Source organism: Streptomyces sp. NPDC055140, from assembly GCF_053607285.1.
The window spans coordinates 92,170-115,583 of sequence record NZ_JBSGTG010000028.1 but is presented as its reverse complement, the minus strand read 5'-3'; the positions used below and the strand labels follow the sequence as shown (position 1 = coordinate 115,583).

Below are 23,414 nucleotides of genomic sequence, written 5' to 3'. Positions count from 1 at the left end.
GGCTCGGTGCTTTTCATCGTGGCGGGGTGGTGGGGGGTGGGGGGGGGGGGGGGCGACTGGCCCCCCCCCCCCCCCCGCCGGCTCCCTACCGGAGCAGGACCCGTGTCACGCCGTCAGCGCTGCAGTGTCAGCAGACCCGGACGGTAGGGCAGGAGGCCGTAGTCGCCGCCGGTGTTGGGGCTGCGTCCTTGGTAGAGCAACTGCAGATTGCAGGGGTCGACGGTCATGGTCTGATCGGCGCTGGTGCGGAGCAGTTCGCCGTGGCTGATGTCGTTGGTCCAGGTGGCGCCGCTGTTGGCCTTGCCGGCGAAGGGGTTGCTCTCGGTCGCGGCCTGGGGTGTCCACGAGCCGTTCAGGCTGGTGGCGGTGAACGAGCGGAAGTAGCGGCCCTGCGAGCCGATCGCCTCGACCATCATGAGGTAGCGGTTCTGGCCCTGGAGCTTGTAGACCTGCGGAGCTTCGAACAGGTTGTTCGTCGTATCGCTCATGACCACTGTCGAGTTCGCGCCGAAGCTGCTCGGGAAGTTCCCGATCGGCATGCTGGCCCGGTAGATCTTGCCGTTGTCGCCGGCGAAGAACAGGTACATGTTCGTCCCGTCACCGATGAGCGTCTGGTCGATGGGTCCTGTTCCGGAGCCGGTGATGCTTCCGGAGAAGAGCACCTGCGGTGATGACCAGCCGTTCGGGTTGGTGGGGTCGCTCGACGTCCGGTAGGAGAAGGCGGTCCCGCCCCACTGGTAGGTGAGCACCCAGATGTTCTTCGGCGCGAAGTAGAAGAGCGTGGGCGCGACGGTGGCGGAAGACATCGTGTTCTGGCTGGCCGAGGCCATGTCCGACCAGTTGGTGAACAGGCCGAAGTTCATCGAACCCCAACTCGTCCCCGTGTCGTGCGTCGTCGCGTAGACGAGCTGCTTGCCGTTGTACGGGACGACGGTGAAGTCCTTGAGCGAGGCCCAACCCGGCTTGGGCTGTGCCAGCGCGCCCGTGGAGGTCCAGCGGTACGTCGACGGAAGATCGCAGGCGCCGGGGGTGTCCCCGCCGACCTTGACGAGCTTCCACTGCTGGTTGGTGCCGCCCCAGTCGTCGTACTGGACGATGTTCGCGCCATCGGCGGTGGAGGCGCCTTGTACTTCGAGGGCCCTGTTGCTGTGGCGAGAGATGAGCCTGACGTAGCCGTCCAAGCTGTCGGCCAGCCGCCACTGCTGATTCGTGGCGTTCAGGTCGGTCCACTGGTCGATCGCGCCGCCGTTCGCGGTGGACCAGTTGTGGACGTCCAGCACCTTGCCCGAATTGCGGGACTTGATGCGGTAGTAGCCGTCCCCGGAATCGACGAACTGCCACTGCTGCTGGGGCTGATCGTTCCTGGCCCACTGGGTGATGCGGGCGCCGTCGTCGGTCGCCAGGTTGTAGACATCCAGGGCCTTGCCGCTGTTGCGGTTGACCAACACATACGAGGCGTTGGGGTCTACGGTCGCCGCGCTGGCGGGATGGGCACCGAGGAAGGTGGCCACGAGCAGGAAGGGCGCAAGGACGGCGAGTAAGCGTCTCAGGCGGACCGGGGACGGATGGCGGAACCACATCAGGGGGACTCCTTGAGGGGCGGGGGCGATCCCGAAAACTTTCGGAAAGTTCCCGGACTCATTGACGCCACAAGCTAGGAATGCGAGGCCCTCCGGTCAAGGCCCGAAGCCGATCTGTCTACAAACGGCACCTCCCGCCTTGGGCTCGACAAGCTGTCGCGCCAACCGGAAACGCCGCGCACAACGCCCCGACCCGGCCCTACGGCGTCCACCGGCAGTGATGTCAGGAGTTCGCCGTCGGCTCACTGGGATTCCGGAAAGTTTCGGGCAAGGAACGGAAACTTCTTCCGCGGTGAGGCTTGACGAGTCATCGTCAAGCCTCAATCATCCCTGTCTGAGACACCGGCCATAGTTCAGGATTTCGAACCATGTCGGCCTGGACGCTCTGCCGTCCGTTCCGGTCGAGATTCCGTACCGCCCGGGTTCCGGCCCGCCGCTCCGTCCGTCTGCGGAGTGGGGGCGGAAGACGCATTCCCCTGCGCTTCAGTCCTACCGTCCTTCCGTGATTTCTACCTTGGAGGCACAGTCATGCGCTCGTACGCCCTTTCCAGACCCGATATCCGCCGGAAGACCCGCGGTCTGCTGTTGGCGCTGGTCGTCGGCGTCTTAGTTGCGGTCGGCGCGCTGGCCGCCCCACCGAGAGCACACGCCGCCGAGAGCACGCTCGGTGCCGCGGCGGCGCAGAGCGGCCGCTACTTCGGCACCGCCATCGCCTCGGGCAGGCTGGGCGACTCGGCGTACACGTCGATCGCGGGCCGTGAGTTCAACATGGTGACGCCCGAGAACGAGATGAAGATCGACGCCACCGAACCGCAGCGGGGCCAGTTCAACTTCACCGGCGGTGACCGCGTCTACAACTGGGCGGTACAGAACGGCAAGAAGGTGCGCGGTCACACCCTGGCCTGGCACTCTCAGCAGCCCGGCTGGATGCAGAGCCTCAGCGGCGGCACCCTGCGCCAGGCGATGATCGACCACATCAACGGCGTTATGGGCCACTACAAGGGCAAGATCGCCCAGTGGGACGTCGTGAACGAGGCTTTCGCCGACGGCAGTTCGGGCGCCCGGCGCGACTCCAACCTGCAGCGCACCGGCAATGACTGGATCGAGGTCGCCTTCCGCACCGCGCGCGCCGCCGACCCTGCCGCCAAGCTCTGCTACAACGACTACAACGTCGAGAACTGGACCTGGGCCAAGACCCAGGCCATGTACGCCATGGTCAAGGACTTCAAGCAGCGCGGCGTGCCGATCGACTGCGTCGGCTTCCAGTCGCACTTCAACAGCGGCAGCCCCTACAACAGCAACTTCCGCACCACCCTGCAGAACTTCGCCGCCCTCGGCGTCGATGTGGCCATCACCGAACTCGACATCCAGGGCGCCTCGTCCACGACCTACGCCAACGTGACCAACGACTGCCTGGCCGTCTCGCGCTGCCTCGGCATCACCGTCTGGGGCGTGCGTGACACCGACTCCTGGCGCTCGCAGGACACGCCGCTGCTGTTCAACGGCGACGGCAGCAAGAAGCCCGCCTACACCGCGGTCCTCAACGCACTCAACGGCGGCTCCACCACGCCCCCTTCGGGTTCCGGACAGATCAAGGGCGTCGGGTCGGGCCGCTGCGTGGACGTGCCCAGCAGCAGCACCACCGACGGCACCCAGCTCCAGCTCTGGGACTGCAACAACGGCACCAACCAGCAGTGGACGTACACCGACGCCGGTGAGCTCAAGGTCTACGGCAACAAGTGCCTGGACGCCGGCGGCACCGGCAACGGTGCCAAAGTCCAGATCTACAGCTGCTGGGGCGCCGACAACCAGAAATGGCGCCTCAACTCCGACGGTTCCATCGTCGGCGTCCAGTCCGGCCTCTGCCTCGACGCCGTCTCGGCCGGCACCGCCAACGGCACCCTGATCCAGCTCTACACGTGCTCGAACGGTAGCAACCAGCACTGGACCCGCACCTGATGAAGTCCTACGGTGCGGCTCCCGCCCCTCCACGAAGACATCGCTGATGGTCCAGGGTCGCCGCCGTGGCGGTGGCGGCCCTCGGGACCGGCCTGCTCACCGCGGTCAACGCCGGCCGTCACGCGTTTCACGCCAGTGTCAGGCTCACTTGCACCGGCAGGTGATCGCTGGGGTACTGGCCGCGCTGCTCGTACATGTTGATGGTGGCGGATTGCACGGTCACGCCGGCCGTGGCGAGGATCCAGTCGATGCGGTCGCCGTCCGGGACGAGCGGACGGTAACCGTGGAAGGTCGCGGCCGCGTCCCAGGTGTCCTTGAGGCTCAGGGCGAGGAGCTGGCCGTAGACCGGATTGCCGTGCGCGGCGACGTTGAAGTCACCGGTCATCAGCAGCGGCAGGACGTGTCCAGGGCCGCGATGCGCGAGGCGATCAGCTCGACCGACTTCACGCGAGCCACTTGCACGTGGTGATCGAGGTGGGTGGCGAGGACGTAGAACTCCTTGCCGCCGTCCGACAGATCGACGAAACGCACCCACCTGGCCATCCGGACCGCCGAGTTGCCCCAGGTCGTCGAGCCGATCAGTTCCGGGGTGTCGGAGAGCCAGAAGTGGTCGTACGCGATGGGCCGCGGCCGCCGTGTGTCATAGAAGAGCGCGGCGAACTCGTCCCGGCTCCCGCCCGCTCTGCTCGTACCGATCCAGGCGTAGTGTTCACCCAAGTCGGCGTGGATGTCCTGGGGTTGGTGGCACAGGCCTTCCTGCGTACCGAGGCTGTGCGGCCGTTCCTCGCGGAGCAGGGCACGCATCACCGGGCGTCGGTCTGCCCAGGAGTGGGGCGAGGAGTCGGAGGCGTAGCGGAGGTTGAACGTCATGACGTGCAGCCGCCCGCCGCGTCCCGTGAGTCGGCGTTGCTCGGTCATGGGGCCTCCGGTACGTCGGGGTCTGGGCAGAGAATCCACGCGGCGCAGGTTGGGGATGCAGGCCAGGCTCACGGCCCTGTTTGACGGAGTTGGTTTCCAGATCGACTTGCGTCAGGTGATGGTCCGAGCACGGGCTGGGATGCACCCGCTGCGTGCGCGGGGCGATGCCGCGCAGGAAGACGTAGTCGAACGTCAGGTGCCAGTCGGTGGTCGGTTCCCAGGCTGCGTTGGGGGAGGGGCGGCACTGTTGGCCCGTGCTCGTGGCCACGGCCCACATCCGGCTGAGTTCGGGGGCGCTCGGAGTCGCGTTGAAGTCGCTGAGGACGATCGCCCTTTCGCGCCGGGCCACTTCGGCGGCGAGTACGGGAACCTGCGCCGCCCGCACATCCTCTTGGCGCCGCTGGGCAAGGTGGGTGTTGAAGACGCGGACCGGCCGGCCGCTCACCAGGGTGGTGACAGCCATGTAGCCGCGGTCCTCGGAACCGCCCTCGGGGTACTCCACGACTTCGTGGTGCGTCATCGGCGCCGCCGACAGGATCGCCTGCCCGAAGCCACCCGGACTCCACGGTCAGCCCCCGCAACGCCACCAATTGCGCAGCACCGACCCGTACTTGACGTGGTAGGTCAGCCCGTATAAGCGTTTGGGACGGTCCCGGATCTCCGTGACGTCCCGTACGCACGCCTCCTGCAGCCCGATGACCTGCGGCGCGTACGTGGCGATCTCCGCAGCCCGCCCGGCGTTGTTCCCGCTCCCGCAGGGGTTGCAGATGTTCCACGTCATGACCCGGTTCGGCACGACGTCCTCGGCGGCCCCGGTCGGCAGGGGCGCGGAGACCAGGGCGCCGCTCGGCGCGCTGGGGCCGATGAGCACCAGGCAGAGCGCCGCCATGGCGCCCGCCAACAGCTTCGCGCCTGTGCCGTACACCGTCGCCTCCCCAGCTCCCGCGGACGACGTGAGCCTTCCCACCGCCCTCACTTGCCGCTCAGGCTGTTGGCCGTGAACGAGCGGAAGTAGCGGCCCTTCGCACCCAGCGCCTCGACGATCATGAGGTGCTGGTTCTGGCCCTGAACCTTGTAGACCTGCGGCGCCTCGAGCAGGTTGGCCGGTGTGTCGCTCATGACCGTCGTGTACGACGAGCCGAAGTTGCCCGGGAAGTTCCCGATCGGCATGCTCGCCCGGTAGATCTTGCCGTTGTCACCGGCGAAGAGCAGGTACATGTTCTGGCCATCGGCGGGAGACCGAGTTCGGAGCGGCACGTGAAGACGCCGTCGTGCAGACTCGGTCGGCCCGGACCCGACACCGATCCCGCGAGGCACCGTGACTGAACTCCCGCTCCCGCGAACGGCTTGGGTACGACTCGACGCTCCGCCGGTCCTCGCGGCCATCGGCATCGGCGTGCACGGCCCGGCCGGCCACGTGGACGAGTTCGAGCTGCCGGGGCGGTGGTGCCGCCCGAGATGAACGGCGAGGCGCTGCGCGTCCTCGCGGACGGCGTTTCGCCGGTGCCGTACGGAACGCCGGTGAGCCGGGCCTTCGAGCCGGGGTCGTTCGCCCGCCGCCTGATCGAACTGCCGGCGGTGGCAGGGGCGTTGGGAAGCCTGGTGAGGCCGGAGCCGACCGTGGACCACCACGCCGTGCACCTCCGCGAGCCCGGCGGAGGCGAGGCCCAGCCGCTGTACGCGGACGCCATCATCGACGTACGGCCGGACGCCTTCGACGTCCAACTCATGTACTACCCGCAGCAGGTGACCCTGGAGATGGGCGGCACGCTCAGCGTGCCTGGCAGCCATCTGCGGCGGACCAACGAGTCCGACAGCGGCCGTTACCAGAACCTGCGCGGCCAGGACCGGCTCGTCTGTCCGGCCGGCACCGTGGTGTTCCTGCACCACGGACTCTGGCACGGCGGCCGCCGCAATGACAGTGGCATCCGCCGCTACATGTTCAAGATCCGGTTCAACCCCCAGGTTCGGCAGCGACTCCTGTGGGACACCTCGGACCTGCACGACCCCGGCGTGCGCACCGAACTGGACGTGACGTTCCCGTGGTACGAGCAGGCTTCGGGTCGGCTCGAGCGATACAACCGCGTCCTGCTGTGGCGCGAGCTCACCGGTGACGACGCGTTCGACATCGACCACTGGGTGACCAGAACCGCCAATCGCCCCCAGGAGGCAGCCGTATGACCACCCACACGACCACTCCGGCTGCGACGCTGCGGCAACAGGTGTTGGTGCTGTACCTGTCGACCTCCGCTCTGGACTCCCCGGTCGTCGGCTGGTCGCGCTACGACGGGACTGGCCGCACCACCCCGACCGCGGGGGACAGCGACGAACCGCCCTACGAGACGGGAGTCGAGGCCCTCCTCGACGGCTGGCGGCTGTTTCAGGTCTCCCAGTTGATCCCGCCCTCCCCGGGCCGTGAGTACGACGTCTCCTTCCTCAAGCATGAGTTCTTCTTCGAGCGGATCGTCGAGGGAGGAGCGCGGTCGTGAGCGGCGCCTCTGTGCCGGGTGGCTTCACAGACGAGTGACTCGGAACACCACAGCCGATGGTGCTGTGGAGAGCGACACACTCAGCTCGGCGCCAGGGGCTGCCACTCGGTCAGCGCTTTGGTGGATCCCGGTTGCAGCGCCTCGACGCGGACCGGCGTGTCCCGAAGGCTCGGCAGGGGAAGCGTGACGGTCTCGTCTGCTCCGGGGCGGCGCCACACCGTCAGGTAGGTGGTGCCGTCGTCGAGGGCGCGCATGGCGAGGGCCGTCCACGGGGCGCCCCAGGCGGGAAGGCCCAGGGCCAGGAGGGCAGGGCGCCCGGCAGTTCGGTCCGGGATCGCCTTGTACGTCGCCACCGCCTCGTGCACCAAGCCCCGTGCATCAGTGGTGAGTTCAGGCAGGCGGCCCGGCAGATGGATACGCCCCAAGAGGGAGTCGGCCATGGTGAAGGCCATCTCGCCCAGGCAGTCGGCGGCCGTGGGATAGGACCAGATCTCTGTTCCACCAGTCGTCGTCCTGGTCTGCGTGCCATCCGGTGTCGGTCATGAAGTACTCGCCGCGGCGGCCGCGTCGATGTGGGGAGCAGCCGCGCCGTGCTCGGGTCTCCCATGAGGCAATTCATGAAGTCGTTGAAGACGACCGGCAGGTTCGCGTTGGCGGGGCGCGGGCGGCGAATGGCGCGGCGGTAGCGAGTGAGCGCGGCGAACGCCCCGTCCACGCCGTCGTCTTCGCTCAACGCAGCGGCGACGGGAACCGTGCGGAAGGTTTCGCCCGGCTCAAGGCGGTACGACCAGCCGTGCCGAGCGTCGTTCGGGCCGGAATGGGTCAGGGAGGCGGCGTCGGCACGGGCGCTGCACTCCCACAGCCAGCCGTCGCCGTTGTGCTCGATCTCACACCCAGCTGCGCCCCGAATGCCGGTCGGCCAGCCCATGACGACGGGTATGCCCTGGTCGACGACGGCATCGTTGATCTGCTGGAACGTTCCCTTCGACAACCTGTTCAGCCTGCGAGGGAGCTGGGTCGATACCTCCCGCGGCCCGCCGCCGATGGGGTGCACGGAAGGTGGCACACCCGATGCGGCCTGCACGCCCGAATTCCCGCCGGGCGTCGCCGAGTTTGCCCCGAACGGGCGCGGACGCGGACTTCCCGGTGGCCCTGACCGGGGGTGGTGCTTGTCACGGTGTCACTGCTGGGCGGCCGCCCGGCGATGTCAGGCAGGGGACGTTCGAGGAGTCGGACGGAAGTACGGGGCGACCGGCGAGCAGCCGACGGCATGTCCTACGGTTTCCGGAAGACACCCGGGCGTTTTCCGGGAGGCGATCACGGAGGTGGGGATGGTGGCCGGGGAAGGCGCTCGACGCAGGACAGGCACACGGAGCCCGGACGGGCCGGCCAAGGTGACGATCACCGAGATCGCGCGGGAGGCCGGGGTCTCGGTGCCGACCGTCTCGCGGGTCGTCAACGGGCGCTCCGACGTCTCGCCCGCCACCCGGGCCCGGGTCGAGGACCTGTTGCACCGGCACGGCTACCGGCGCAGGCCGACCGCGCCCGGGACCCGGGCGGCCCTGCTCGACCTGGTCTTCAACGATCTGGACAGCCCCTGGGCCGTGGAGATCATCCGGGGCGTGGAGGAGGTCGCGCACGAGTCGGGCGTGGGTACGGTGGTCTCCGCGATCCACGACCGGGCGGGCGCCGCGCGCCAGTGGATGACCAATCTGCGGGCCCGCGCCTCGGACGGCGTGATCCTCGTGACCTCGGTCCTGGAGCCGGGCCTGCACGATGAACTGCGGCGCCTGGGCGTGCCGTTGGTGGTCGTCGACCCGGCCGGGTCGCCCGCGTCCGAGGAGCCGACCATCGGCGCCACCAACTGGGCGGGCGGCATGGCCGCGACCGAGCACTTGCTCGGTCTGGGCCACCGCAGGATCGGATTCATCGAAGGGCCTCCCCGGCTGCTGTGCTCCCGGGCCAGGCTCGATGGCTACCGGGCCGCGCTCGATGTCGCCGGCGTGCCCGTCAGCGACGCCCTGATCGTGCCCGGCGACTTCTACCACGCGTCCGGGTTCACCGGCTGCAACCAGCTGCTCGACCTGGACGACCCGCCCACCGCGGTGTTCGCGGCGAGCGACCAGATGGCGCTCGGCGCGATCGAGGCACTGCGTAGCCGAGGGTTGCGCGTGCCGGAGGACATGAGCGTCGTCGGCTTCGACGACCTGCCGGAGATGCGCTGGCTGTCCCCGCCGCTCACCACGGTCCGCCAACCCCTTTCCGACATGGGCAAGTTGGCGGCGCGGGTCGTCCTCGACCTAGCACGGTCCGTCGCACCCGCCTCACCGCGCGTGGAACTCGCCACCGAGCTGGTCGTACGGGCGAGTACGGCACCGCCGCGCGGGGCGTAGCGGAACATAACCCTCCCGGGGGGTGTCAACGACCTATTTTGTTAAGGCCGTTGACACCCCCGACGCATGCCCGTAATTTCCGTGGCCATCTCCCGATAGTTCTCGGATTTGTTCCGGAAGGTGAGCCATGCCAGACACTGCCCCTTCTTCTTTCTCCCGTCGCCGCCTCCTCGGAGTGGTCTCCGTCGCGGGTCTGGGCACCGCCGTGCTCACGTCCTGCGGGGACTCCGACTCCGGCGGCGGCACGGACAGCCAGGGCAGGACGGTCTTCGAGTGGTGGCACATCCAGACCACTGAGCCCGGCAAGCACCTGTGGCCCGAGCAGGCCAAGGCGTACGAGAAGGCGCATCCCAAGGTCAAGATCAAGCTCGTGCCGCTGGAGAACGACGCCTTCAAGTCGAAGATGACGGCCCTCGTCGGCACGGGGAAGCTGCCCGACCTGTACAACACCTGGGGCGGCGGCGTCCTCAAGCAGCAGGCTGAGGCCGGTCTCACCGAGGACATCACCGACCAGGTCAAGGACTGGATCGACGATCTGGTACCCGCTTCGCGCAAGGCGTACGAGTTCGACGGCAGGACGTACGCCATTCCTGACGACATCGGAGCCGTGGGCTTTTGGTACAACAAGGCGCTCTTCAAGAAGGCCAAGATCGACGCCCCGCCCACGACCTGGTCCGAGCTCCTCGACGCCGTCAAGAAACTCAAGGCCGCCGGCATCACGCCGATCGCCCTCGCAGGCAAGGAGAAGTGGCCCGGCATGTACTACTGGGCGTATCTGGCGATCCGTATCGCCGGGGTCGACGGCATGCAGAAGGCCGCGGACGCGAAGGACTTCAACGGCGACGACTTCGTCAAGGCGGGCGAGCACCTCAAGGAACTCGTCGATCTGGAGCCGTTCCAGAAGGGTTTCCTGGGCGCCGCGTACCCGGGCCCGACCGGTCAGGGCGCCACCATGGGCAACGCCAAGGCGGCTATGGAGCTGATGGGCCAGTGGGCCCCCAATGTGCAGAAGTCGGAGGGCAAGGGCATCGGCCATGACCTCGGCTTCTTCCCCTTCCCGGGTGTGGACGGCGGCAAGGGCAAGTCCACCGACGTCTTCGGCGGAGGCGGCGGCTACGCGCTCCGCAAGGGCGGGCCCAAGGAGGCCCTCGACTTCCTGAAGTGGTTCGTCGGCCCCGAGAGCAACCGCAAGCTCGTCAAGGAAGGCGGGATGATCCCGGTGAACACGAAGGCCCGGGACGCACTCACCGATCCCAACCTCAAGGCCGTCTCCGACCTGCTGAACGCGGCCACCGCCTTCCAGCTCTACCTCGACCAGGCCTACCCGCCGGCCGTCGGCCAGGAGGTCAACGACTCCGTGGCCGCACTCATCGCGGGCTCCAAGTCCCCGGAGCAGGTGGCCCGTTCCATCACCCAGGTCGCCAAGAGCCAGTAGATGACGATGGCTTCGACTCAGATTGAGGACGCGGACCCCATCTTGGGGGAGGGTCCACCGGCCGGGCAGGAATGGAACCGACGGCCCCTCGTCCGGCGGGTGCGCGACTGGCTGACTGCCTTCCTCTTCACCGTCCCCGGGCTCATTCTGTTCCTCGTGTTCGTGGCGGTCCCGATCCTGTACGCGGGCTACGTCTCCCTCTTCAACTGGGGTGGCTTCGGCTCACCTTCGGACTTCGTGGGCGTGGACAACTTCACCCGCCTGTTCCAGGACCCGGTGTTCCTCGGCGACCTGTGGCGCGGTCTGCTCCTCGTGGCGCTCTCGCTCGGCCTGCAACTCCCGTTCGCGCTCGCCATGGCCGTCCTCCTCAACCAGAAGCTGCGCGGCCGCGCCGTCTACCGGATGCTGTTCTTCGCCCCGTACGTCCTGTCGGAAGTCATCACCGGTGTGCTGTTCTCGATGATCTTCGCGCCGGACAGCGGGCTCGCCGACAAGGTGCTCGGCGCCGTCGGACTCGACGGCGTCGGCGGCCTCTGGTTCGCCGGCCAGAGCACCGTCATGGCGACCCTCTTCCTGGTCATGACCTGGAAGTACTTCGGATTCCACATGATGCTGCTCCTGGCGGGACTGCAGGGCATCCCGGCCGAACTCGCGGAAGCCGCCCGCATCGACGGGGCGAACGCCTGGCAGCGCTTCCGCAACATCACCCTGCCCCTGCTCGGACCGACCATCCGGATGAGCATCTTCCTGTCCGTGATCGGTGCGATCCAGCTCTTCGACCTGGTGTGGGTGGTGACGCAGGGCGGACCCGACCACCACTCCGAGACCATGGCGGTCACGATGTTCCAGTTCGGCTTCAAGCGCTACCAGATGGGGTATGCCAGCGCGATCTCGATCGTCATGTTCCTCATCAGCCTCGTCTTTGCGCTCTTCTACCAGCGCTATGTGCTGCGACGCGACACCGAAGGCGCCCTCACGAACATGCGGGGAACCCGATGACGACACAGACGGCCCCCGGGATCACGATGACGGCCCGCGAGGCCACGTGCCGGCGCAGGCTGCGCTCCTTCCCGCTGTACGTGACCGTGTGGCTGATCGGCGTCGTCATGGTGACGCCGCTGCTGTACGCGCTCATTTCCGGCTTCAAGTCCACCGACCAGCTCTCCGGCAACTCTTTCGGCCTGCCCTCGCCGTGGGTGACGAAGAACTACACCTCGATCCTGGGGGACAGCGCGTTCTGGCGCATGCTCGGCTCATCGACCCTGATCGCCGTCGGTACGACCGTGCTGACGGTGGGTGCCGCAGCGCTCGCCGCGTTCGCCCTCGCCCGGTTCGCCTTCCGCGGAAGGGAGTTCCTCTTCACCCTCTTCACGGCCGGCCTGATGTTCCCGTTCGCGGTGGCGATCCTGCCGCTGTTCGTGCTCCTGCGCACCTCCGGCCTGCTCGACAACCCGTGGGGCGTGATCTTGCCGCAGGCCGCGTTCGGACTGCCCATGACCATCGTCATCCTGCGCAACTTCTTCCGGGAGATTCCCGGCGAGCTGGAGGAGGCGGCCACGCTCGACGGCTGCTCCGCATTCAGCTTCTTCTGGCGGATCCTGCTGCCGATGGCGCGGCCCGCGCTCGGCACCGTCTCCGTCCTCGCCGTGGTGACCAGCTGGAACAACTTCCTTCTCCCGCTGCTCGTCTTCAGCGAACCCACCTGGTGGACGATCCCGGTCGGCGTCCAGCAGTTCCAGGGCCAGTACTCCAGCGACACCGCCCGCATCTTCGCCTACCTCGTCCTGTCGATGGCACCCGCGCTCGCCTTCTACGCGGTGGCCGAACGGCAGTTGATCGGCGGCATCACGATGGGCGCGACCAAGGGCTGACCCTGTCGTCAGCCGTCAACATCCCCCTCTTACATCGCACTTGAGGAGATTCCATGGTTATGCCATGGCAGGATCCCACCCTGCCCGCCCACGCTCGGGCGGCGGACCTGCTCGCCCGGATGAGCACCGAGGAGAAGACCGCCCAGCTGTCCAGTGTCTGGCTGGGCAGCGACACCGAAGGCGCCGAGGTCGCCCCCGGCCAGCACGCGTACGCCGACCGCAGCGCAGCCCTGGACGCGCTCCTTCCTTATGGAGTCGGCCAGTTGACCCGCCCCTTCGGCACCGTCCCCGTCGCCCCGGCAGAAGGCGCCGCCCGCCTCGCCGAAGTGCAGCGCACCATCCGCACGGGCAACCGGTTCGCCTTGCCCGCGATCGCCCACGAGGAGTGCCTGACCGGCTTCACCGCCTGGCAGGCCACCGTCTTTCCCACCCCCCTCGCGTGGGGTGCCACCTTCGACCCCGAACTGATCACCGAGATGGCCCAGGCGATCGGTACGTCGATGCGCGCGGTCGGCATCCACCAAGGGCTTGCACCGGTCCTGGACGTCGTACGGGATCCACGCTGGGGCCGCACCGAAGAGGCCATCGGTGAGGACCCGTACCTGGTCGGCACCGTGGGCAGCGCGTACGTACGCGGCCTGGAGGCGGCCGGGATCGTCGCCACCCTCAAACACTTCGCCGGATACTCCGCCTCGCGCGCCGCCCGCAACCACGCGCCCGCCTCACTCGGCCCCCGCGAACTCGCAGACGTCATCCTGCCGCCCTTCGAGATGGCGATCCGAGACGGCGGCGCCCGCTCCGTGATGCCCGCCTATAACGACATCGACGGCCTGCCCGCCCACGCGCATGCCGGACTGCTCACCCAAATCCTGCGCGAACAATGGGAGTTCACCGGAACCGTGGTCTCGGACTACTACGGCGTCTCTCTGCTCGAGGAGGCGCACCGGGTCGCCGACGGGGAGAGCCGTGCGGCGCGTCTCGCCCTCGCGGCCGGAGTCGACGTGGAACTGCCGGCAGCCCGCTGCTTCGATCCCGCGAACCCGCTCCCCGAGGACCTGCTCGACCGGGCCGCGCTGCGCGTCCTCACGCAGAAGTGCGAACTGGGCCTGCTCGACCCCGACGTGAGCCCCGTCGCAGACGGGGCGCCCGTCGACCTGAACCCCCCGCACATGCGTGAGCTGGCACAGAAGGTTGCCGAGGAGTCCGTCGTCCTGCTCGCCAACGAATCCGGCCTGCTGCCACTGAGCGACGGGCGTCGGATCGCGCTCCTCGGCCCCCTCGCCGACGAACAGGCCGCGATGCTGGGCTGCTACACCTTCCCCCGGCACGTGGGCGTGCACCATCCCGAACTGCCGACCGGGGTCGGGGTGCCGACGCTCGCCGAGGCGCTGCGCACCGAACTGCCCGACGCCGTGATCGTCGACGACCCGGCGAAAGCCGATGTCTGCCTGGCCGTGGTCGGGGACCGCTCTGGGCTGTTCGGGCGCGGCTCGTCCGGCGAGGGGTGCGACGCCGAGGACCTGCAACTGCCGTATAAGCAAGCCGAGTTGCTGGATGAGGCGATGTCCTGCGGTCTGCCGGTCGTCATCGTCGTCCTCAGTGGCAGGCCCTACGCGCTGGGCCGCTGGGCCGACCGGGCCGCCGCCGTCGTGCAGGCGTTCTTCCCCGGGCAGGAGGGCGGCGGCGCCGTCGCGGGCGTCCTCTCCGGTCGCGTCGACCCCTCCGGACGCCTGCCCGTGGGGGTGCCGCGCAGCCCCGGCGGCCAGCCCGCCCCGTATCTCGCCCCGCCGCTCGGCCGGCACGGCTTCCCCAGCACCGTGGACCCGACACCCTTGTACCCGTTCGGGCACGGACTGTCCTACACCACGTTCAGTTGGGGCCAACCCCAGTGTGACAACCAGGAGTTCACCACCGACGGCGAGACCGCAGTGCGGCTGACCGTCCACAACACCGGCGACCGCCCCGGGACCGAAGTCGTCCAGCTCTACCTCCACGACCCCGTCGGCACCGTCGCCCGCCCCGAGGTCCGGCTCGTCGGCTACGCCCGGGTCCCGCTCGACGCCGGGGCGTCGGCCGAGGTGCATGCCACGTTCCCGGCCGACCTCGCCGCGTACACCGGGGCCGACGGCCGTCGCGTCGTCGAACCCGGCGCCCTCGAACTGCGCATCGCCGCCTCCAGCGAACGCGTCCACCACGTCGTGCCGCTCACCCTGACCGGACCGGTGCGCGAGGTCGGGCACGAGCGCCGGATGCGGTGCGAGACACGCGTCAAGTAGAACCGCGACCGGCTTGGCATCAGGTCAACCGCACCTCGCTGCCCCGTAGGTGAGGCGCCGCAACCGAGGAGAGACACCCATGCGTACCCCCGCACGCCGTTCCCGCCGCACAGCCGCTGTGCTCACCGCGTCCACTGCCCTGCTGCTCGGGCTGGCCGTCGCCCCGGCCGCCGACGCCGCGAGCCACCACCAGCACCGGGCCGGCACCCTCGACGACCTTGCCCGGCAGCACGGCCGCTACTTCGGTGCCGCTGTCGACAACCCGGAGCTCACCGACACCGCGTACGCCGATCTGCTCGGCAAGGAGTTCGGCGCCACCACGCCCGGCAACGGCATGAAGTGGTACGCGACCGAACCGCAGCGCGGCGTCTTCGACTTCACCGCGGGCGACGAGATCGTGAACTACGCGAAGGACAAGGGCCTCAAGGTGCGCGGGCACACCTTGCTGTGGCACAGCCAGCTGCCGAGCTGGCTCACCTCCGGCACCTGGACAGCGGACGAACTCCGCTCGATCCTCAAGAACCACATCACGAACGTCGTCACGCACTACAAGGGCAAGGTCTTCGCCTGGGACGTCGCCAACGAGATCATGAACGAGGACGGCACCTACCGCGAGAACATCTTCTACAAGGCAATCGGCCCGTCTTACATCGCCGACGCCCTGCGCTGGGCCCACGCCGCCGACCCCAAGGTCAAGCTCTACCTCAACGACTACAACGTCGAGGGAACGGGCGCCAAGTCGGACGCGTACTACACGCTCATCAAGCAGCTCAAGGCCGACCACGTCCCGATCGACGGCTTCGGCATGCAGGCCCACCTGGCGCTCCAGTACGGATTCCCGTACCAGATGCAGCAGAACATCCAGCGCTTCGCTGACCTCGGCGTCGATGTCGCGATCACTGAGCTGGACATCCGCATGTCCCTCCCGTCCGACGCGACCAAGCTGGCCCAGCAGGCCGACTGGTACGGGCAGGTGACCAGCGACTGCCTGGCCGTGCGCCGCTGCGTCGGCATCACGCTGTGGGGCTACTCCGACCGCCACTCGTGGATCCCCTCCGTCTTCCCCGGCGAGGGTGCGGCCCTGCCCTGGGACGAGAACCTCACGCACAAGCCCGCGTACGATGCGATCCGCAACGCGCTCACAGCGGTCGGGTCGTAGGAACCAAGGGTGATGCCCTTGGCCCCCACCCAGTGCCTCCAGCACCGGGTGGGGGCCAAGGCATCTGGCTTCGAAGCGCGAGTCAACTCTGCTGACTCGAGTGCTGGTTCGCGGTGCCGAGCAACTCCACAGCTGGATCTTCGTGCCGTTGGCGGTGCTCGCGCCATCGGCGTCGAGACAGAGCCCCGACTGCACACCGGTGATCGTGCCATCGGTGTTGATGTTCCACTGCTCGTTCGTCTGCCCGTTGCAGTCCCAGATCACCGCCGCGGTGCCATTGCTGCTCCCCTTCCCGGAGGCGTCCGGACACTTGTTGCCGTTGACCATGAGTTGCTTGCTGTCGGTGTAGGTCCACCCCTGGTTGGTGCCGACGTTGCAGTCCCACAGTTGTGCCTGGGTGACCTTGGTCGTACTCAGGTTGTTGATGTCGATGCAGCGGCCCGACTGCTGGCCCACGATCTGCTTGCCGGTGGGCGTGGAGGTGTGGTCGTCGACCCGAACTGTGAGAAGAACTTCACACTTCGCCCGATGTCCAGGTGTGCCAGTCGTCCCCGGTGGTTCCGTCGACCGCGCCCAGGCGGCGCGGGTCCTGGGTCGTGACAGGACTCGGTGTACTTCGCGTCCCGGTCTCGGAGCAAGAAACGCTGCGAGTCTGCCCGCATACCCAAATCGAGGGCTAGGTTCCTCGACTGGTGCACCGTCCAGGGGCCGGTGGGATGGGCAGTCACTCCCGCGCTCAGCGCAGCCGGCGCGCGCGCAGCACCAGATCGTCGGTATGGTGCGCGCCCGCGCCGTCGTCGGGTGCCACACGTGGCCGCTGTTCGTCCACCTCCACCTCCCAGTCGTCGTCGAGCAGAGCGACGACCATCGAGGGCCAAACGTAGTCAGCCGGGTCGAAGCCGCTGTCGTGCGCCTGCTGGGTGTCCATCCCCGCGTGGTGTACCAGCAGCAGCACGCCGCCGGGCGCTACGGCTGCGAGCAGCGATCGCTCGGCTGCGGCGTCGGGGGTGCGCCGCAGGGCCGGGTACTGCGCGGAGACCAGGCCGAAGGAGGCTGGCTCGAGCACCGCCTCCGTCAGTGCGGCGTGTACCCAGGAAACGGTGACACCGGCGTCCCGTGCGTGCCCGGCCGCCCGCTCCAGCGCTACACCCGAGACCTCGAGCGCGGTCACGTCCCAGCCAACGCGCGCGAGCCAGACGGCGTCCGCGCCCTCACCGCAGCCGACCTCGAGCACCCGCCCGGGGGTGAGCCCAGCAACCTCGGCCACGAGCGCACCGTTGGGCTGGCCGCTCCACAACTGATGTCGCTCGGCGTACCGGTTGTCCCACTCCGCCCGTACGGCGGGGTCTCCGATGTATCCGTCGGCAGGCCACGGCGTCTCGGAGGCGGTCGGTCCTGCTGCGGTGCTGTCGGTCATGGCCCCACCGTCGCCCAACCCGTCCCTGTCATGCCACTCCTGTTGCCGGTCCGGCAAAACGGCGCCCCAGTATCTCCTCCCCGGGACCGAGCGCTGTTGCATTTCCCCCAGGTACCGAGGGGGAAGGCATTCCGCATCGGCCAGGACGCCGGGGGCGGCCCCGGGAGAGACCTACCCCGCCCCGGGCGAACCCTTGCCGAAATACACCTCCGCCGAAGCCGAGCACGACCTCGCCAACTTCCCCGGCGAGAACCGAGATCAGCGGTTCTACGGCGTCTGGCTCACGTTCCTGCTCACCGAGTCCTACCGTGCGACCGTGGAGTCCGGTACCGCGCTCGTCTTCACCGACTCTGGGACCACCGGCGTCGCTGCCCTGCGCGAGGGGCGCACATTCGTCGGCATCGAACTCTCCGACCACTACGCCGACATCGCCGAACGACGACTGCAAGGCGCGCTCAAACAGGGCGACTTTGAACTCGCCGGCCCCGAGAGGTGACAGCGCGGAGGCGCCCCCAGGGCCGAAACGCAAGAAGGGCGCGCCGCTACTTCATAGTCAAGGGGACAGTCGAGAAGGCCACGAGGGCAACCAATGGCCGCACAGTTTATGGACGTCAAGCAGACCGCTGCATATCTCAATATGTCCGCAACATGGGTCTATCGTGATGTGCCGAAACTCGGCCTTGTCCCCTATAAGTTCGGGCGCGGCGGCACCGCCAAGCTTCAGTTCAAGACCACTGAAGTCCAGGCCTGGGTGCTGCAGCAGAAGCTTGGCTGACGACCATAGGGTTGCGGCCTGGCCTCACACGGCCCAGGGCGCAACTGCGTCAGGCCGCGAGGGCTGCATCGATGGTTTGGGCCGCCTGACCGATCGAACCGGGCATCAAGTGCGCCGGCGGTGATGGCTTCGGCGACGGCTTCGTGCTGGGTGGCGGCCACCTGGAGGGAGCCGCCGACGAGTCCGGCCAGTCCTGGCACGCTGCTCGCCACGTCCCTGTCGGGAGGTGGCGGCTGTGTTGATCACGGAGGGTGGACAGGCAGGTGCGTGGCTTGCACACTTAACGAATGATCAACAGTGTTCTGGACCAGGCGCAGCCCTTCGGCCCCCTGGGCAAGGGGGAGCGCCTTGCCCTGGAGGACGCCGGGTCGGGCGTCTTCGAGGGGTACTGCCATGGCGGCCGCGCGCAGGAGCGCGCCTATGGAGGAGCGGTCGTGGGCCAGGCCCTGGCCGCGGCGTACCGCACCGTCGAGGACGACCGCTCCGTGCACTCCCTGCACGCCTACTTCCTGCGCGCCGTCACACCCGAACGCCCTACGAGGTACGCGTCGGACGTGGTCCGGGACGGACGCAGCTACTCCGTGCGCCAGGTGACCGCCACGCAGGGCGGCAAGGAGGCGCTCACGATGAGCGTTTCCTTCAAATTGCCTCAGCCGGAAGGGAGTTGGCGCCAGCCCGGTATGCCGGACGTCCCGGGCCCCGAAGGCCTCGACGACGGCTTCGCGTTCCGTCCGGCGACGCATCCGCTGCGTACGGCGGTGGAGTGCCGGCAGGTCCCGGACGCTGTCGGCCCGGGCGAGGGTCAGATCGAACGCTTCGCCTGGTTCCGCACGGTCGGCGCGCTCCCCGACGACCCCGCGCTGCATGCCTGCGCCCTCGCGTACATCTCCGACGCGCCGCTCGCCCCCACGGCCCTCGTGCCGTACGGCGAACCGCGGCCGGTCGGTGTCGTCCTCGCCTCGCTGGACCACGCCATGTGGTTCCACCGCCCGTTCCGTGCCGACGAGTGGCTCCTGTACGCCTGCCGCAGCCGCCTCGCGGGCGACGGGCGCACCCTGGCGTACGGCGAGTTCTGGGACCGGGACGGGCGGCTAGTCGCGTCGGTGGTCCAGGAGGCGCTGCTGCGGACGGGGGCGTAGCCCTGGCCCGCTTCACCGGCGAGTGCCTACAGCTGCCGCTTCGACGGCTCGATGCGCAGAGCCCCAAGTAGGCCGTCACGAGCCGGCGCCCGCTTGCGTGTGTTCAACGCATTGACGCCGTGCTGCGGGGCCGCGATGCTCACGGTCCGCGCCTGTCCTGCGACCACTTGCCGAAGCCGACGCCGATGGAGGACTCCCGCATGGGCCCGTTCCTGCCCGACGCCGTACGACAGCACGCCGCGCTCACCCCTGGCGCCCCCGCCGTGACAGAAGGTTCCCGGACGCTGACCTACGCCGAGCTCGACCGGCGCGGCAACCGTGTCGCGCAGGCCCTCCTCGCCGCGGGCCTGCCCCAGGGTGCGCACGTCGGCTACCTCGTCCGCCCCGGAGTCCTCTCGGCCGAACTCCTGATGGGCTGCGCCAAGGCGGGGTTCGTCGCCACCCCGCTGAACTGGCGCCTTGCCGAGCCCGAACTCGTCGCGGTCGCCCAGGACGCCGAACTCGGAATCGTCCTCACCCAGACCGAATTCCTGCCCGGAGCGCGTGCCGTGCGTGCCGCGCTGCCCGGCATCACCCTCGTCACCGGGAGCGGGGCGGACTCGGGTGAGCACACGTACGAGAAGTGGCTGGCCGCGGCGGGTGACGCCGATCCGGGTGCCGGGAGCGAGGACGCGGTCTTCCTCCAGCTGTACACCTCCGGTACCACCGGGCTGCCCAAGGGCGTCCAGCTCACGCTGGACAACTGCAGCGCGGGCGAAGCCCAGCTGCGCGAGATGGGCTGGACGACCGCGTCCGTCTCCCTGAACGTCATGCCCGTCTTCCACATCGCCGGTACGGGCTGGCTCGTGAACGCGCTCGCCGCGGGCGCCCACACGGTGCTGGTGCCCGACCTCGTGCCGTCCGCCGTGGTCGAGCTCATGGAGGTCCACCGGGTCACGCACGCGTTCTTCGTGCCCGCCATACTCCACCTCTTCACGACGCTGCCCGACATCCACGAACGCGACTTCTCCGCGCTCCAGTTGATCGTCTATGGCGCCTCGCCCATCACCCCCGCCCTGCTGCGCCGCTCCATGGAGATCTTCGGCTGCGGCTTCTACCAGAAATACGGCCTGACCGAGACGACCGGCTCCGCCGTGCGGCTGCTGCCCGAGGACCACGTCGTGGACGGACCGCGCTCCGCGCTCCTGCGTTCGGCGGGCACCGTGTGGCCCGGAGTCGAGGTGGCCATCGCCGACCCGGTCACCGGCGATCGTGTGGCGCCGGGAGTGGTGGGTGAGATCCTCACCCGCTCCCACCAGGTCACCCCGGGCTACTGGAAGCGGCCGCGGGAGAACGAGGCGCTGTTCACCGCCGACGGCTGGCTCAGGACCGGCGACGCGGGCTATCTCGACAAGGACGGCTATCTGTTCATCACCGACCGGATGAAGGACATGGTGATCACGGGCGGTGAGAACGTGTACCCGATCGAGGTCGAGTCCGTGCTCGCCGAGCACCCGGCGGTCCTGGACGTCGCCGTCTTCGGCACCCCCGACGAGAAGTGGGGCGAGGCCGTCACCGCCGCCGTGGTGCTGCGGCCCGGAACGGACGGGGTCACGGCACAGGACCTCATCGACTTCACGCGCGAGCGCATCGCCTCGTACAAGAAGCCGCGGATCGTCCATTTCGTGGAGGAGCTGCCCCGCAACCCCAGCGGAAAGATCCTCAAGCGGGTCCTGCGCCAGGAACTCGCCCATCGCACCGATTGAACGACCGTTAAGCCAGTGGATGGGGCGGGCCTGTGGGACCCGGCCCGGAAATGCGTGACAAAGGCCCCAAAGCTATGCTCGGAGAGTTCCCGTCGTTGACGGCACGGGGCTGGACGGAGCGCGGGAGGCGACCGGTCCGGCCGGCTGATCGGGGTCCCGGCTCACCCCTCCGGAGCGAACGCATGGCAGGAAGGCGCAGGGCGGAGATCGGCCTGGGGGAGCGCCTTGCCCTGAACCGCGTGGGCACCTTCGACTGGGACCTGTCGGAGGGGACCTTCGAGCTCGACGCGGCGGGCCTCGCCGTGTACGACCTCGGGCCCGACGAGTACGACGGCCGGCCCGAGTCCCTGCTGTCGCGCGTCGCGCCCGAGGAGGGGGCCCGGATGGGCGCCGCCGCGATGTCGGCGATCCACGCGGGACGCTCCTCTTACGGTGCCTACTTCCGTGTCCGGCGCCGCGACGGCCGGGAGCAGTGGACCCATTTGCGGGGCCGGGTCCTCAGGGATGAGCACGGCACCCCCCAGCACGTGGTCGGCATCGTGCGCGACGCCGACGCGGACCGCGCCCAGCTCGCCATGACCAGCCCCGTACAGCTCGCGGGGTGGCAGCGGATGACCACCGTCCTCCAGGGCACCGCCGACGCCCTGTCCCGCGCCATGACGGTGGCCGACGTGACCGCCGTCCTGACCGGCGAGGGCGGGCTCGAACGCTTCGGGGCCGACGGGCTCGTCCTCGGCCTCGTCGAGGGCGACGCTCTCCAACTCGTCGCCCTGGAAGGCGAGTCGACGTCCGAGCTCGACGAACTCAAGCTGCACCGCCTCGACGAGTCGCTGCCCCTCGCCGAGGCGGTGTTCACCCAGCGCCCGCGCTTCGTGACCTCCCTGCGCGAACTCGCCGACACCTTCCCGCGCCTCGGCCCGTACGTGAAACGCCTTGAGCTGGACGCCGCCGCGTTCCTGCCGCTGGTCGCCCAGGCCCGCTCCGTCGGAGGCCTCGCGCTGTTGTTCCAGGGGCGCGAGGAGTTCACGGCCGAGGACCGCGACCTGTACCTCGGACTCGCGGGTATCGTCGCCCAGTCCCTCCAGCGGGCCATCCTCTTCGACAGCGAACGCGACTTCGCGACGGGCCTCCAGTCGACCATGCTGCCCCAGCACATCCCCGAGTTCCCGGGCGTCGAGATCGCGGCCCGCTATCACGCCGCGGGCAGCGGCCGGCAGGTGGGCGGCGACTGGTACGACGTGATTCCGCTGCCCCGACGCAGGATCGGGATAGTCGTCGGTGACGTCGAGGGGCACGACACCCAGGCCGCCGCCGTCATGGGCCAGTTGCGCATCGCGCTGCGCGCGTTCGCGGGCGAGGGCCACCCGCCGTCCACGGTCATCGCGCGTGCCTCGCGCTTCCTCGCCGAGCTCGACACCGAACGCTTCGCCACCTGCACGTACGCCCAGGTCGACCCCGCCACCGGAGACGTACGGGCCATCAGGGCAGGCCACATGGAACCGGTGCTCCGGCATGCGGACGGCCGCGTCAGCACCCCGCCGGTGCGCGGCGGGCTCCCGCTGGGCCTGGCCACGGAGTTCGAGCAGGAGGAGTACCCCGAGACGCGGCTCGACCTGCTGCCCGGCGAGGCGTTCGTCCTGTTCACCGACGGCCTCCTCGAGCATCCGGGGGGTGACATCGGGGCAGGCGTGAATGCCCTGACCGAAGCGGTGCGCGACGGGCCCGTCCAGGCGCGCGCCATCGCCGAGCATCTGTCGGAGCGGGTGTCGCAGATCAGGCCGACCGCCGACGACGTGGCGCTGCTCGTCCTGTGCAGGGACATCGACCCGGGTACCCCGCTCGCGCCGCGCATCCACCAGTACCTCCACCCTGCGGACCCCCAAGGTCTCGCCGAGACCCGCACAGCGCTGCAAACGGCCCTGGAGGACTGGGGATTCGCCGCGGTCGCCGACGATGTGGAGGTCGCCGCCGGTGAGCTGATGGTGAACGCGCTCCTGCACACGGAGGGCGGCGCCGTCATCACACTCGAAGTGCTGCCGGGGCCGGTGCGGCGCGTACGGCTCTGGGTCAAGGACCGGTCGAGCGTCTTTCCGCGCCGCCGCACACCGGGTGAGGCCGCGACATCGGGGCGCGGGCTGCTGATGGTCGACGCGGTCGCGGACTGCTGGGGTGTCGAACCGCGGGGTGAAGGGAAGGCGGTGTGGTGCGAGTTCGCGGAGGCGGAGCCATCCGGCGGTACGTGAGACGCGAGGTGTCCG

At 68.9% G+C, this 23,414-nt stretch carries 17 protein-coding genes and 4 pseudogenes; 14 read left to right on the top strand and 7 right to left on the bottom strand.

The genetic code is table 11. The features are described from left to right. Positions 1-113: 113 nt before the first annotated feature. Positions 114-1,580, bottom strand: a complete 1,467-nt coding sequence (locus ACWFR4_RS37815; protein WP_453656323.1) for a non-reducing end alpha-L-arabinofuranosidase family hydrolase — start codon at positions 1,578-1,580, stop codon at positions 114-116. 528 nt (positions 1,581-2,108) lie between these two features. On the opposite strand from ACWFR4_RS37815, the gene ACWFR4_RS37810 reads away from it, so the two are divergent. After that, the gene (locus ACWFR4_RS37810) at positions 2,109-3,539 is read left to right on the top strand and encodes an endo-1,4-beta-xylanase (RefSeq protein ID WP_453656322.1); all 1,431 of its coding nucleotides are present in this window, start codon (positions 2,109-2,111) and stop codon (positions 3,537-3,539) included. 127 nt (positions 3,540-3,666) lie between these two features. Here ACWFR4_RS37810 and ACWFR4_RS37805 read toward each other — a convergent pair whose 3' ends face one another. The 3 genes and pseudogenes from ACWFR4_RS37805 to ACWFR4_RS37795 all read right to left on the bottom strand — a co-directional run. Beyond that, positions 3,667-4,074, bottom strand: a complete 408-nt coding sequence (locus tag ACWFR4_RS37805; protein WP_453656321.1) for an endonuclease/exonuclease/phosphatase family protein — start codon at positions 4,072-4,074, stop codon at positions 3,667-3,669. 477 nt (positions 4,075-4,551) lie between these two features. Next, positions 4,552-5,346: pseudogene (locus ACWFR4_RS37800) on the bottom strand (endonuclease/exonuclease/phosphatase family protein); the annotation flags it as partial. Positions 5,347-5,435: 89 nt separating this feature from the next. Then, a pseudogene (locus tag ACWFR4_RS37795) lies at positions 5,436-5,690 on the bottom strand (non-reducing end alpha-L-arabinofuranosidase family hydrolase); the annotation flags it as partial. 210 nt (positions 5,691-5,900) lie between these two features. Between ACWFR4_RS37795 and ACWFR4_RS37790 the strand changes: the two are divergent. Both ACWFR4_RS37790 and ACWFR4_RS37785 read left to right on the top strand, forming a co-directional pair. Then, positions 5,901-6,638 carry a phytanoyl-CoA dioxygenase family protein gene (locus tag ACWFR4_RS37790; RefSeq protein WP_453656320.1) on the top strand — a complete coding sequence of 246 codons (738 nt, stop codon included), beginning with the start codon at positions 5,901-5,903 and terminating at the stop codon, positions 6,636-6,638. Next, on the top strand, positions 6,635-6,946 hold the full coding sequence (locus tag ACWFR4_RS37785; protein ID WP_383612706.1) for a hypothetical protein: 312 nt from the start codon (positions 6,635-6,637) through the stop codon (positions 6,944-6,946). Before ACWFR4_RS37790 ends, ACWFR4_RS37785 begins: the two co-directional genes overlap by 4 nt. Positions 6,947-7,026: 80 nt before the next feature. Here the strand turns inward: ACWFR4_RS37785 and ACWFR4_RS37780 are convergent, their stop codons facing one another. Further along, positions 7,027-7,398 carry a hypothetical protein gene (locus ACWFR4_RS37780; RefSeq protein ID WP_453656319.1) on the bottom strand — a complete coding sequence of 124 codons (372 nt, stop codon included), beginning with the start codon at positions 7,396-7,398 and terminating at the stop codon, positions 7,027-7,029. Between the two features lie 879 nt (positions 7,399-8,277). Here ACWFR4_RS37780 and ACWFR4_RS37775 point away from each other — a divergent pair. From ACWFR4_RS37775 to ACWFR4_RS37750, 6 genes are all read left to right on the top strand, one after another. Next, positions 8,278-9,339: a LacI family DNA-binding transcriptional regulator gene (locus tag ACWFR4_RS37775; RefSeq protein ID WP_453656318.1), complete on the top strand. Its 1,062-nt coding sequence runs from the start codon at positions 8,278-8,280 to the stop codon at positions 9,337-9,339. Positions 9,340-9,466: 127 nt separating this feature from the next. Next, complete coding sequence (locus tag ACWFR4_RS37770) at positions 9,467-10,774, top strand: extracellular solute-binding protein (protein ID WP_453656317.1); 1,308 nt, start codon at positions 9,467-9,469, stop codon at positions 10,772-10,774. Positions 10,775-10,780: 6 nt separating this feature from the next. Next, on the top strand, positions 10,781-11,773 hold the full coding sequence (locus ACWFR4_RS37765; RefSeq protein ID WP_453656316.1) for a carbohydrate ABC transporter permease: 993 nt from the start codon (positions 10,781-10,783) through the stop codon (positions 11,771-11,773). Next, positions 11,770-12,645 carry a carbohydrate ABC transporter permease gene (locus ACWFR4_RS37760; RefSeq protein ID WP_453656315.1) on the top strand — a complete coding sequence of 292 codons (876 nt, stop codon included), beginning with the start codon at positions 11,770-11,772 and terminating at the stop codon, positions 12,643-12,645. Before ACWFR4_RS37765 ends, ACWFR4_RS37760 begins: the two co-directional genes overlap by 4 nt. 53 nt (positions 12,646-12,698) lie before the next feature. Further along, positions 12,699-14,921, top strand: coding sequence for a glycoside hydrolase family 3 N-terminal domain-containing protein (locus ACWFR4_RS37755; RefSeq protein WP_453656314.1), 2,223 nt, complete (start codon positions 12,699-12,701; stop codon positions 14,919-14,921). A 79-nt stretch (positions 14,922-15,000) separates the two neighbouring features. Then, positions 15,001-16,080 carry an endo-1,4-beta-xylanase gene (locus tag ACWFR4_RS37750; RefSeq protein WP_453656313.1) on the top strand — a complete coding sequence of 360 codons (1,080 nt, stop codon included), beginning with the start codon at positions 15,001-15,003 and terminating at the stop codon, positions 16,078-16,080. Positions 16,081-16,251: 171 nt separating this feature from the next. Here ACWFR4_RS37750 and ACWFR4_RS37745 read toward each other — a convergent pair. After that, positions 16,252-16,536: pseudogene (locus tag ACWFR4_RS37745) on the bottom strand (ricin-type beta-trefoil lectin domain protein); the annotation flags it as partial. A 280-nt stretch (positions 16,537-16,816) separates the two neighbouring features. Further along, entirely contained in the window at positions 16,817-17,497 is a 681-nt protein-coding gene (locus tag ACWFR4_RS37740) for a class I SAM-dependent methyltransferase (protein ID WP_453656312.1), read from the bottom strand. Between the two features lie 106 nt (positions 17,498-17,603). Between ACWFR4_RS37740 and ACWFR4_RS37735 the strand changes: the two are divergent. The 5 genes and pseudogenes from ACWFR4_RS37735 to ACWFR4_RS37715 all read left to right on the top strand — a co-directional run. Further along, positions 17,604-17,993, top strand: a pseudogene (locus ACWFR4_RS37735) (hypothetical protein); the annotation flags it as partial. A gap of 93 nt (positions 17,994-18,086) precedes the next feature. Further along, entirely contained in the window at positions 18,087-18,272 is a 186-nt protein-coding gene (locus ACWFR4_RS37730) for a helix-turn-helix domain-containing protein (RefSeq protein WP_453656311.1), read from the top strand. Positions 18,273-18,559: 287 nt separating this feature from the next. Beyond that, positions 18,560-19,411 (top strand): acyl-CoA thioesterase, encoded by an 852-nt coding sequence (locus ACWFR4_RS37725; RefSeq protein ID WP_453656310.1) that lies wholly within the window; start codon positions 18,560-18,562, stop codon positions 19,409-19,411. 167 nt (positions 19,412-19,578) lie between these two features. Then, on the top strand, positions 19,579-21,156 hold the full coding sequence (locus ACWFR4_RS37720) for a long-chain-fatty-acid--CoA ligase (RefSeq protein ID WP_453656309.1): 1,578 nt from the start codon (positions 19,579-19,581) through the stop codon (positions 21,154-21,156). Positions 21,157-21,338: 182 nt separating this feature from the next. Next, the gene (locus ACWFR4_RS37715; RefSeq protein WP_453656308.1) at positions 21,339-23,399 is read left to right on the top strand and encodes a SpoIIE family protein phosphatase; all 2,061 of its coding nucleotides are present in this window, start codon (positions 21,339-21,341) and stop codon (positions 23,397-23,399) included. Positions 23,400-23,414 lie beyond the last annotated feature (15 nt).